Source organism: Flavobacterium sp. K77 (assembly GCF_021608205.1).
Taxonomy (GTDB): Bacteria; Bacteroidota; Bacteroidia; order Flavobacteriales; family Flavobacteriaceae; genus Flavobacterium; species Flavobacterium turcicum.
Genome location: NZ_JAKIHO010000001.1, coordinates 153,171 through 165,832 on the forward strand (window position 1 = coordinate 153,171; position 12,662 = coordinate 165,832).

8 protein-coding genes are annotated in these 12,662 nt (G+C 38.0%); 2 read left to right on the forward strand and 6 right to left on the reverse strand.

Features of this window, described 5'->3' with window-relative positions; translation table 11 throughout:
* Positions 1-92: 92 nt before the first annotated feature.
* Complete coding sequence (locus L1S34_RS00730) at positions 93-1,100, reverse strand: hypothetical protein (protein ID WP_236362136.1); 1,008 nt, start codon at positions 1,098-1,100, stop codon at positions 93-95.
* Between the two features lie 189 nt (positions 1,101-1,289).
* Here L1S34_RS00730 and L1S34_RS00735 point away from each other — a divergent pair, with 189 nt between their 5' ends.
* A complete protein-coding gene (locus L1S34_RS00735; protein ID WP_236362137.1) occupies positions 1,290-3,353 on the forward strand; it encodes a TonB-dependent receptor family protein in 2,064 nt (687 codons plus the stop codon).
* Positions 3,354-3,373: 20 nt separating this feature from the next.
* On the opposite strand, the gene L1S34_RS00740 is transcribed toward L1S34_RS00735, so the two are convergent.
* From L1S34_RS00740 to L1S34_RS00750, 3 genes are all read right to left on the reverse strand, one after another.
* Positions 3,374-3,814 carry a c-type cytochrome gene (locus L1S34_RS00740; protein WP_236362139.1) on the reverse strand — a complete coding sequence of 147 codons (441 nt, stop codon included), beginning with the start codon at positions 3,812-3,814 and terminating at the stop codon, positions 3,374-3,376.
* Positions 3,815-3,817: 3 nt separating this feature from the next.
* Complete coding sequence (locus L1S34_RS00745) at positions 3,818-4,942, reverse strand: PQQ-dependent sugar dehydrogenase (RefSeq protein ID WP_236362140.1); 1,125 nt, start codon at positions 4,940-4,942, stop codon at positions 3,818-3,820.
* 384 nt (positions 4,943-5,326) lie between these two features.
* Positions 5,327-7,657 (reverse strand): glycoside hydrolase family 3 protein, encoded by a 2,331-nt coding sequence (locus L1S34_RS00750; protein ID WP_236362142.1) that lies wholly within the window; start codon positions 7,655-7,657, stop codon positions 5,327-5,329.
* A 208-nt stretch (positions 7,658-7,865) separates the two neighbouring features.
* Between L1S34_RS00750 and L1S34_RS00755 the strand changes: the two genes are divergently transcribed.
* A complete protein-coding gene (locus tag L1S34_RS00755) occupies positions 7,866-8,279 on the forward strand; it encodes a DUF2452 domain-containing protein (RefSeq protein ID WP_166132679.1) in 414 nt (137 codons plus the stop codon).
* A 106-nt stretch (positions 8,280-8,385) separates the two neighbouring features.
* Here L1S34_RS00755 and L1S34_RS00760 read toward each other — a convergent pair whose 3' ends face one another.
* Both L1S34_RS00760 and L1S34_RS00765 read right to left on the reverse strand, forming a co-directional pair.
* On the reverse strand, positions 8,386-11,607 hold the full coding sequence (locus L1S34_RS00760; protein ID WP_236362144.1) for a WD40/YVTN/BNR-like repeat-containing protein: 3,222 nt from the start codon (positions 11,605-11,607) through the stop codon (positions 8,386-8,388).
* A gap of 262 nt (positions 11,608-11,869) precedes the next feature.
* Positions 11,870-12,259, reverse strand: a complete 390-nt coding sequence (locus L1S34_RS00765) for a Dabb family protein (RefSeq protein WP_236362145.1) — start codon at positions 12,257-12,259, stop codon at positions 11,870-11,872.
* Positions 12,260-12,662 lie beyond the last annotated feature (403 nt).

A 12,662-nucleotide genomic window follows, 5' to 3' on the forward strand; every position in this document is an offset into this window, starting at 1 on the left:
CCTTAACATAAAAAAGCACTATCGTTTCACAAGAAATGATAGTGCTTTTTTAGTTTTTAAAGGTGATTTTTCAACCAGTAATTCACTCAAATTTATTGGTACTGAATGTAAATTGGCTTTGGCGTAAGCTGAACCAATTGTTCTGGCGTATACATGCTCCAGTTATTCCAATTATCATTTTTGTAAAATAATTTGAAACCCGTAAACTGTACAGGCTCTCTATAAATGTAACGTAAGTAAGTTGATTTTTTTAGAATTTGGCTTCCAAAACCATCCATATGCATCACGATTTGTACTTCGGGAACTTTTTTAATGTTTTGGTAATTGGTAACCATTCCTTGTGTAAATCGGTGTACTACTAAAACCTTTGGCGAAAGCTTTTTCTCGTGTACAATTCGAGCCAAAATGGCAATTGCATCGTTTATATCTGAGGCGTCAAGTGTACCAATTTTTTTGCCAGGCTCGTGACCTTCTTTCATCGAAAATTCAGGATCAATACCTAAATGCACATTGGGTTTGGCCAAATACGATTCTAGTTGCGTTACTTCTTCTTTCACGGTACTGTGGCCAATTTGCACATCTAAAAACACCAATGCCTTAATAGGTTTGGCCCAAGCTAGTAAGGTATCAATTTGTTTAAACGGCATGCGCATGTTGTACCTGTTGGCTTTTCCGGGTTTGCTTTGCGCCGAAACTGCAATATAATGTAGCGCAGGTATTGCTTGAACTGTTGAATCAGCGGCTTGCCATTTGGCTACTTCTGATTGTAGTTTTTGAAGCATTTCGTCTTTTGGATATTCGCCTAAAACGCCCATTCTTTTAGAGTATAAATTACCATAAAAGGCTATGATGCGATGGTATGGCAAAACAGCACCCACCAACGGATACGGACTTTCTGCAGGCCATCTTCCGGTGGTGTCTTGGTTGCTTAAAGCGAGCATGCGCTTGTTGTAATCTATTGTGTCAAGCTGTGGTTTTTGGGTTTGAATTTTTTTTGTAATAGGAGCAGTGGCTGGTTTTTTTGCAGCCTTTTCATTTTGACAAGAAAAAAATAGTAGTGAAAATGTTAAAGCAAAAAGTAGATTTAAAACGGGTTTCATTATTGAGGAATTACTAGCAATAAAGTTAGATTAATTATAACAGCAAGGTATTCATTATTGGTTGAAATAAAGTTTGAAACCGTTACATAATTTACGGTTTTTGAAGTAATGAATTTAGTTTTCCTTTGGAGCTAAGTGCGAGAAAAGATTATCTTTAAGCACCAATTTAAACCCCTAAATAGTAGTCTCTTGTTAAAAAAAATAATTCTTTGTTTCTTTCTAGTTCAATGTACCTGCTTAACTTTTGCGCAAGCGAAAAAAGATACTATCTCTCTACCAGAAGTTCTTTTGAAAGGCAGACCAATTCAAAAAAGCGTTCAAAAAACTGCTGCGGCTGTTGCAATACTTACTGCTGCTGAAATCAATAAAAGCGATGGTTTGATTTTAACTCCGGTTTTGAATACAATTCCAGGAGTGAGCATGCAGCAAGGCGCGTTGAACACCAACCGAATTATGATTCGTGGTATTGGTGCACGCGCACAATTTGGCACTACCAAAATCAAAGCTTATTTTGACGGGATTCCGTTAACTACCGGCGAAGGAGAAACCACAATTGACGATTTAAATTTAAGCGCAATTGAAAAAATAGAAATCACAAAAGGACCCAATGCCACGAGTTTTGGATCGGGTTTGGGCGGTGTTATTCAACTGTTTTCTAAAGAGACACCTGCGGGAGAAAATTTTGCAAAAGCGGCTACCACTTTAGGCAGTTTTGGTTTACTACACCAACAATATACTGTTGGGTTTGCTAATGCAAAAAGCAATTGGTACAGCAGTTTTGCCAATGTGCAGCAAGACGGATTTAGAGCGAACAGTGACTACAACCGTAAAACATTCAACTTGCACGGCAAGCAGCAATTGGGAACCAAAGGGAAATTGTCTTTTTTGGGAACCTTTACACGATTGAAAGCGTTTATCCCGAGTTCGATTAACGAAAATGATTTTAATAACAATCCCGAGAAAGCCGCTCCTACTTGGGCTGCCGCAAAAGGATTTGAATCTTACGATAAGGTACTTTTAGGAATTGCACATCAACATCAATTTACAAATAAATGGTCCTTACAAACGAGTGTTTTTGGTAGTTTCAAAGTGGCTTACGAACCACGACCTTTTGATATTTTAGAAGACAACACCAATACATTAGGGTTGCGAGCGCATGCCAACTTCAAAGACCAACTTTTTTCAGTACCCATGGAACTGAGTTTTGGAACTGAATTGCTCAAGGAAAAATATAACAATACTTTGTATCGCAATTTGTATCAATCGCAGCCGGGTCAAGGAAGTGTGCAAGGAGATGCTTTCAGTACTGTAAATCAAAATAGAAATTACAGCACTTTTTTTGTTCAAATGGAGTTGCAACTAAATGCAAAACTGCAATTAGAAACGGGTTTGGCTTTCAATGAAACTTCATATTCATTAAAAAACGAAACAAATCAAGGTGATCCGTATTCCTTTGGCGCTGTGTGGTCGCCACGAGTAGGATTGTCCTATCAAGTAAGTAAAGGAAAACATCTTTATACAGCAATTAGCAACGGTTTTTCAGTGCCATCAGTTTCAGAAACCTTAACGCCTCAAGGTCAAATTAACAACAATTTGAAGCCAGAATTAGGTTGGAATTATGAAGTTGGTTTTAAAGGAAATTGGTTGGGTCAAAAGTTATATACCGAAGTTGCTTTGTACACTACTCAAATCAAAAATTTGTTAGTCGCACGCCGCACTGCAGAAGATCAATTTGTAGGTATCAATGCGGGTAGCAGCTCACATTTTGGTCTTGAGTTTGTGTTGCGTTATGCTGTTTTAAATAGCGAACAAGTACAAATTAAAACCTATACTTCGGGAACTTTGAATAATTTTAAGTTCAACGAATTTGTAGATGGTGATGCTGATTATTCTGGAAATCAACTCACGGGCGCACCGCAATCGCAATTTAATTTCGGAATTGATGTGCAAACAAAAATGGGAGTAAGTTGGAATACCGCTTTACAAACCGTTGGTAAAATCCCTATGAACGACAGTAATACCAAATACAGTGATCGGTATGCGCTGTTAGATAGTAAACTGACTTATTTATTTACCTTGTTTAATTGTTTGAAAACAGAAGTAAATGTTGGAGTGAACAATGCTTTAAATCAAAAATATGCTGCTAATATTTTGCCAAATGCAGTAGGATTTGGTACTGCCGCGCCTCGTTATTTTTATCCCGGAAATCCAATAAATTATTATGGAGGTTTTTCGGTAGCCTATTACTTTTAAAAATGAATTTCTAAAAAACTTTACTTTTTAATAGCGGCGACCTCTTTTACAGTTACAGCTTTGGTTTGTTTGTTGCTCCACGAAGTCATAATGTAGTTCATTACATCAGCTACTTCTTGATCGGTAAGTCCCATTGCAGGCATACTGCTGTTGTATTTTTTTCCATTGACCGTAATTGGACCGCTTTGACCGTATTTAACCGCAGCTATACTAGCCGTACGTTTGTTTTTTAGCCAATCAGAACCATCCAAAGGCGGAAAATTAGTTCCATCGCCTTTGCCTGTAGCGCCGTGACATTGCATACAAAAATCGGCATAGATTTCTTTACCTGGATTTTGATTAGTTACAAAGTTGTTGTTTTTATCAATGCGGCTGTATGTAGCTGTTTCAAAAGAGTTCTTTGTAGCGATGCTTCCAAGCAATGCCATACTCAATCCCAAAAATAGTTTTGTGTTGATCATGATTTAATTAGGTATAATTTTCACAATTCCTTTTCCTTCTACACCCATGTAAATGTAACCGTCGGGACCTTGCGCTACATTGCGTACACGACCGACTCCGGTGGCAATTTTTTGACGACCTATAATTTCATTTCCTTTTAATTGGACCAATTCAAGGTACTGAAATTTTAATGATCCTACTAACAAATGTCCTTTCCAATCTGGATATTTATCGCTGGTTACAAATGTCATTCCGCTTGGCGCGATAGAAGGCAGCCAGTAATAAATTGGTTTTTCAATGCCTGGTTTTTCGTTTTGAGTACTAATTGTAGTGCCATCATAATCGATACCGTAGGTCACTACGGGCCAACCGTAATTCACTCCTTTTTGAATGATATTAATTTCGTCGCCACCTTGAGGTCCGTGTTCGGTTTCCCAAATGGCGCCTGTAACTGGATTTTTTGCCATTCCTTGTGGGTTGCGATTTCCGTAAGTGTAAATAGCTTCTTTAGCTCCTGATTTACCCACAAAAGGATTGTCTTTTGGAATACTTCCATCATCATTTAGGCGATAAATTTTTCCACCATCACGTGTAATATCTTGTGGATTGACAAAGTGTTCGCCACGTTCTCCTACTGAGAAAAATAAATAACCATCATTATCAAAAACAATTCGGGAACCAAAATGCTGTCCCTTGGTTGTATTTGGAGTTGCTTTGTACAACGATTCAATTTGGGTTAAACCACCGTCAACTAATTTAGCGCGAATCAATTTGGTATTTCCTCCCGTGCCTTCACCTTCTTCGGAAGCAAAAGTCATGTAAATCCAACCGTTTTTCGCGTAGTCTGGATGTAGAGTGATATCCAACAAACCACCTTGTCCACGAGTATATACTTTTGGAACATTTTTAACGGCTGTTTTTTGTCCGTTTTTAATGTGAAACAATGTGCCGCTTTTTTCTGTCACCAATAGCGCACCGTCTGGCAACCAAGTCATTCCCCAAGGAATGGCAATGTCCGAAGCAACGGTTTCTAAGGTGTAATTTTTAACTTCGTCTTTGATAACTACATCATTTGGTTTGGTTTGTGCCTCACAATTTAGTGCGAGCATGGAGAATATAGAAAGGGAAACAAGGGTTATTTTTTTCATGATGGAAGTTTTAACAAAATTGTCTTTAAAGGTACTAAATGCCAAATAAAAATTGATGATTGGATTTAATTTTTACTTCGAATTAACACAATCAAGTCGTTGCGTTTAATTATTATGTAATTTATTCTATTAATTATTGAAAACGTCAATTCGAGTATTTTTTGTGCAGTAAAACGGAACAATAAATGTATCGAGAATCGTTTCTAATGAAATTTTTCTTGTTCTCGATACTTTTTTCTATCGAAAAAAACTCGAACTGACGAAAAATTATAATTAGAAACTACCCTTACTCAACGGATAGATATGTAAATTGAAAAATGAAAAATTTAAAGTTTTTTCATAAAAAAACCACCTTTTGAGTAGGTGGTTTTGAGAGATTGTGTTTTATTTTTTGACACTGTATTTGGCTGTTCGGGCATCTTTGATGGGACCTTTCCAATTTAATCCGAAACCAAAATCATAGACATTTCCAACGTTGTCTTGGTACGGAATCATATCGTGGGGTACATCTTCGAGTTGTTTTTCAACAGTAGACATGTTGGCGGGCATTTGTAAAGGTAACAAGCCAGACGGTTCTGTTTTACCAGAAACAATATCTAACAAAGCTTCTACTTGTACGCCAAAATCTCCCAGTATTGCATCTACATTTTTTTCGAAATCACTAAAAACCATCGGATTTGAAATGGATACAGCTACTAAAACTGGTTTGTCTTTCATGGCTTTTTTTGTATCTAAAATGGTATTTAAATCAGGATACGAATTGGATTTACTCGTTTTATTCACATACGAACGGTTGTTGATAGTAGGATCAATCACGGGATCACCGTCAGCAATACTTTGCACTCTTGCATCAACGGCGGTGTAGTCACTCAATTGCAAACTAATGGGTAAATATCCGTTTCCGCCAGCTTCTCTATCCGTTCGGCTGTAGCCGTTGCTGATCGGACTTTTGATAAAAACCATTGCAAAGTCAGCTTTGTCTGGATCATCGGTTACAGTGTAGTATCTTTTAATCAATTCTAAATTAACTGGATATTCTATTTTTTCTGGCGAAGGTTGTCCAAAAAAGTTAATTCCCGCAGGTGTAGTGCGTTTTGGTACATAGACCGTTTTTCCTTTGGCTATTGGCAGCGTTTTGTTTTGATTTTTAAGCAAGACTACGGATTTTAATTGGGCATCGTAACCCGCTTTCATAAACTCGGGTTTTCCAACAATAGCTTTGGTTTCGTTCGGGTCTAAATAGGCATTTTCGAATAATCCTACTCTAAAAATATTCAAAAGCAACCTAACTGCTGATTGCTCAAAACGCTTGCGCATAAAGGTTTCGCCTTGCTCTTTTACACCCATTTGATAGGCTTCAAGAACAGGTTTGATATCGTTATTTCCTCCAAACTGATCTACGCCAGCCATCAGCACTTTGTAATGTCTTTCGGCCACGGTCATTGATTCAACTCCCCAAGATTTTCCAGCAAACACATCTGGTTTCGGACCCTCATCAGCAGTAATGAGCCAATCGGTACAAACTACACCATCGTAGCTGTATTTATCTCGCAACAAATCAGTGATGATGTATTTGCTAAACCCGTTTCCTACGTTCTCATTATATTTTTTATCTTGACCAAATGATATGGTGTAGTAAGGCATCACCGCCGATGCTTTTTTGGTAGATCCATTCAGTTGAAAAGCGCCTTCGGTAAATGGTTTTAGGTGTGTTTCGAAATTATTTCCCGGATAAACTGCAAATTTTCCGTAGGCAAAATGTCCATCGCGTCCGGCTTCTTCAGGACCACCACTCGGCCAATGTTTCACCATGGCATTTACACTTTGATGTCCCCAACCGTTGTAGTTTGCAATGGATTTTTGTGGAGTTTGAAAACCATCTACATAGGCTCTTGCCATGTCGGTGGCTAGTTTTGGGTCTTCGCCAAAAGTACCTACAAATCGATTCCATCTTGGTTCAGTTGCCAAATCAATTTGAGGCGAAAGCGCCGTTGCGATTCCCATGGCGCGGTATTCTTGTGCAGCAATACTCCCAAATTGCTGTGTAATTGCAGCATCAAAAGTGGCAGCTAGACCTAATTCTTCTGGCCATTGAGAGATAGCTCCGCCTGAACCCGCATTGTATTCGGCATCTTTATTGGCGCCGTTTCTAGGATCGGAACTGTTGTTGGCTGGAATTCCCATTTCGATTCCTTCCACTAAGGTTTGAATATTGTTGTTCCACTGTGCTGCAATTTCTGGCGACGCTACCGAGGTCATTAATATATGTCGCAGGTTGTCTTTGGTTAAAAAGGCAATTTGCTGATCCGATAAAGCGGAAGGTTTTGCACCACTTTGTGAGAAAGGTTTTCCGTTATAGGTTCCTGTAAACATGCCTGCTTCTTGCGCTGGAATGGCTTGGTGTCTGCTGTACAACATTAAACCTGCGATTTGTTCTACGGTCATTTGTGCGGCTAGGTCTTTGGCTCGTTCGTTTACGGGTTTGCGCCAATCTTCATAGAGATCTAATTTCCCGTTTTTATTCAAGTCTTTGAACGCAAATCCATCTACTTGAATGATTTTGATACCTGATTGTGGTGAGTAGCCTAAGGTTTGACCTCCTTTGTTGGCTACCAGTTTATAGGTATTTTTGTTGGTTTCGGTCCATTTGGTTTGTGCTTGCAAGCCTACAGCAAGTAGCAGCAAAGAGGGTAGTATTACAATTTTTGATTTCATACGGGTTTATTTTCAGGTCAATAGCTTAAATTGAAGTGTTTCAAATGTAACAAAAAATAATATGTGTTGTATAGACACAATGAAACTATTTTTATTTTTGAATTCAAAGTAATCAGGATTAGCTACTAGAAAACTATTTTTTGTTTAACTTTGCCGAATAAAATTTAAACAAAACAAAATAATTATTCTTTGCATAAGCTGAAAATAAATGGAAGATAAAAAACCAGATAATGTTGTTTATACTGCCGAGGCGGGATACAATGCCAATATTTTGCCCTACGCAACAGGTGTTGGTGCACCAGTTATTCGTGTTGATGATGTAGTTTCTTGGAAAAGCAGAGGAATTGACAATGTGAATAAAGAATTGGGGAATAAGTTCAATGAACTCAAGTTGCAATACGAAAAATTGATGCAAGAATACGAATGGAACGAACTCGTGTATAGTGCCAAATTTTCGTTTGAGCCAGTTATTGGCGAGATTTACCATTTGTATCGCGATGCGCAAGGGGTTCATTTTTTATCCTTGATAGGCCCACACGAGTGGAATAAAGAACATATTGGCACTTTTAAACTTAACAGTGATAAAAAGTGGATGCATTTAGATGGCTATTCCAACTTTTAACAATTGCTTTAACTTTTCAAAAACAAATATTTTTAAAAGAAGAAAGGGACCGTTCACAATGAACGGTCCCTTTTTTGGTTTTATACAATTTTATATTCGTTGCAACTTATTTTTTATCCTCATCTAAAATAATAGCGGGTACTTTTTGTTGCATCACATAGCTGTTAAAAGCCTTGACATCTTTGTCCATCAGCTCTTGTAATTTACTGATTTGAGCATCTATTTTTTGAGCTAAATCTTGGTAAACTACATACGCATTGCGTGTAGGTTTTGACTCTGATGAAGAAATGTTTGAACCCAAACCAGCCATTTTATCATTCAATTGAATAGGGTAGGCCAATACATCTTGCGGTGCTTTGGCTTTTGGTTGCATTAAAGTTCCTTCGATAGCATCTAGACTTTCTAAAGTAGTTTTTGTCATTTTTTTCATTTCTTCTACCAGCACAGCATCTTTTACACTTGAGATATAAGAATTGATTTGCGATCTAATTTTACGTAATTTATTGATCGCTTTATGTGCTTCGTCCACTTTTTTGTTCACCTTTTGATGCAAATCAAATTGTTCTTGCAAGTCGGCTGCACTTGTATTTACTCTTGGGTCTAATTTAATTTCGAAGGCTGCTTCGCCAATTACAGTTTTTCCTTCTAAGAGTTTAACGGTATAAGTACCAGGAACTACTTTTGCACCAGCTCCAGAACCAGCCCACATTACATTGGTACCTTCTACTTCGGTTACATTAGGATATCTCATGTTCCATACAAAAGAATTCATACCAGCTTGTGCTGAAATTGTTCCAGGTTGTGCTTTTTTAGTATCGGTATAAAACTCTTTTGAAGGTGTCATTTCTTTGCCTTTCAAGTTTTTTGTAGACGAGTAGGTGATAATGGTATCTCCTTTTGGAGTAGTAAATTGCAGTTTTATCTCGTTCGTAGGTTTCTTTTTAAAGTAGTAACGCACAATAACACCATTTGGCGCATTGGTTCCGGTGCTAGTATCATCGCTTTGACCACCTGACATACGGTAGGCATGGCGTGGTTTGAATAAGTGTTTATCCGCTTTTACTACTTGGTCTTTGATTTCGTACAATGGAGTAATGTCATCTAAAACCCAGAACGCACGACCGTGTGTAGCCACTACTAAATCTTTCTCTCTTTTGTGAACACGCAAATCACGAATTGGTGTCAAGGGAAGGTTTAAGTTCAGTTTTTGCCATGAATCGCCATCATTGAATGAAACATAAATACCGCGTTCTGTACCAGCATAAAGCAATCCTGGTTTGTTTGGGTCTTCGCGCAATACACGACAATATTCGTCGATCGGGATTCCGTTCGTTATTTTGGTCCATGTTTTTCCGTAATCAGACGTTTTAAATAAATACGGATTGCGATCTCCGTACATGTATTTGTTCGCCGCTACGTAAGCTTTCCCTTTTTGATGCTCAGAAGTATGAATCATACTAATCAATGAAAAATCAGGTAAAAGCGTTGTTGGTAATGAAATATTATCCCATTTGGCACCATTGTTTTTCGTAATGTGAATCAAACCATCATCAGATCCTGTCCAGATAACTCCTTCTTCAAGAGGCGATTCTGATAAGGTGAAAATAGTAGCATAGGCTTCGGCACCGGTTTGGTCTAAAGTAATCGGACCACCTGTTTCTCCAGTAGTTTTAGGATCATTACGCGACAAGTCAGGACTTATGATCTGAAATGAGTTTCCTTGATCTTCGGTAACGTGCACCACTTGTGAGGTCACGTACATTTTCTTAGGATTGTGAGGCGAAAAAACAATCGGGTAAGTCCATTGAAAACGGTATTTTTTAGCATTAGATGGCGCTCCAATGTTCGATTCTGGATAAGGAGAAATATCTTTTGACTGTCCTGTTTTTTTGTTGAAAGTACTTAATTGTCCATCGTATTCACCACCAAAAGTAATGTCAGAATTGGTTGGATCAGCTTCGATATAACCCGCTTCGCCACCCGCAACCGGATACCAAGATTCTGTACCTATGCCATAACCATTGGTTCTTGAAGCGATACGAACAGAAGAATTGTCTTGTTGTGCACCGTAGATGTTATACGGAAATTCATTGTCTACCGAAACGTGGTAAAATTGGCTCGTAGGTACATCTAGGGCAGTAAAAGTTTCGCCTCCGTTATAGGTAACTTCTCCGCCACCATCATCACCAATGATAAAATTATCAGGATTGTTCGGGTTGATCCAAACATCATGTGTATCACCATGACCCACATTTATTTTTTTGAAACTTTTGCCGCCATCGCTGGTTTTCCAAGCATCAACATTCAAAACAATTAATCCATTTTCGTTTTTAGGATCGGTTTGTAAATTCATGTAATACCATGGACGTTGCCATAGATTTTTGTCTTCGTTAATCAGTTGCCAGTGTTCACCAGCATCGTCAGAGCGGTACAATCCGCCTTTGTTGTTTTCGATTAAAGCATACAAACGGTTTGAGTTTACAGGCGAAACAGCAACTCCTATTTTCCCAAGCAAACCAACAGGCATTCCTGGTTTTTCGTTTAAAGAAACCCAAGTATCGCCACCATCGGTCGATTTGTAAAGTCCAGAACCTTTTCCTCCAGAAGACATCGAGTGTCCGTTGCGATATGCTTCCCATAAGGTAGCATACACAATTCGTGGATTAGAAGGATCAATGCGAACGCACATCGCTCCGGTTTTAGCATCTTTAGAAAGGACTAATTGCCATGTTTTTCCGCCATCTTTTGATCGGTACACACCACGCTCCGGGTTCGACTGAAAAGGATTTCCCATTGCTGCTGCAAAAACGATGTTGGCATCAGTAGGATGTACCTCAATATTACCAATAGCATCAGCCTTATCTAGTCCTGCTTTTGCCCAGCTTTTGCCGCCGTTTACTGATTTATAAACGCCATCGCCAAAGGAAATGTTAGAGCGCATATCGGCCTCGCCCATTCCTACATAAATCACATTAGCATCAGAAGGCGCCACGGTAATAGCACCAACCGAAGACGATTTAAAGACACTGTCAGAGATAGGAAACCATTCGTTTCCGCCGTCAATGGTTTTCCAGACACCGCCACCGGTAGCCCCAAAGTAGTAGGTGAGCGGTTGACTGCCGTGACCCGCAACAGCCAAGGATCTACCGGCTCTAAACGGCCCGATGTTGCGCCATTTGAGCGCGTTAAAAACACTATCTGTAGCAATGGCTGCCGTGTTTTTGTTTTTTACATTCTTTTTTTGAGCGAATCCGCTTGGTGCGTTACTCACTAATGCTGCTGCAATGATAAGGCCATAAAAGACTTTTTTACAATGCGTTCGATTCATATGGTTTGGTTTTTAGTTAGTTTATAGTTTTGAAATCAAAACACAATTTAGAACTTTATTTTCAACTGTTGTTACAATTAAAAGCCATGATCAAAGTGGTTTTGTATTTTGACTACTGTTCAAATATAGTGAATAATCAAATGGTTTGGTTGTGAACTGTTTGCAGATGAGGTGCTTTTGGAATTCCGTTCTTTTTCAACTAGTTATTGTTCGTAAATTGAAGATTATTAACGACTTATTGTTGCGATTATTTCTGAAAAAGCTACTGTGTAATGCTATCAAAAACGCGGACTTTTTCCCAAAGGTGTTGGTATTTTTTTACGAATTCTAAGTGAATGGGATGGTCCTGATATATTTTTTGGTCGGATTCATTTTCAAAAAACAACAATTCTGATACTTGCCAAGAGGTATCAACTACTTCGCGTTTTTCCGTTGATGCTAAGGTGCCTATGTAAATTTGTCGCACTGTTGGTATTGATTCTAGTGTTTTTAAGCCTGTGATAAGTTGTTTTTTATCAGCTTCAGAATCTGGATTTTTCAACCAAAAGTAAACTTGGTGCAGCACAGATTGCGATGTTGTCTTGGTTTTTAATCCCATCAAACTTGCCAAACCAATTGCTGTAGTAGCTCCAATAAATTTTCGTCGTAACATATTGCTGTAATTTTAGTACGGGAAAATAAGAAAAATATTGGGAATATAAATATAAATTGTTCTGGTTCAAATGATAGTATGAAAATTTAGGCAAATAATTCTGTAAACTGCACTAAGAAAAAAGACGTTTCATTGCTGATAGTCTATCTAAAAAGTTCTTACGTAGTAGCGGACTTGTGTTATTAAATTTATGATTTTCCTATTTGGATTATTAATCTAATACTGATTTGTATGTTTTTTAATAATTTTCTTATCTTTAAAAATTAGTTTTTCAGTTAATAAAAATAACGTACAATATTTTTTGATGATGAAAATAGTTGCTTTTTTATACAATTGAGTAAAAACAAAGTAACTAAAATCATCACTTTGATTAATGTTCAAATTTGACTGGATTGATACATTA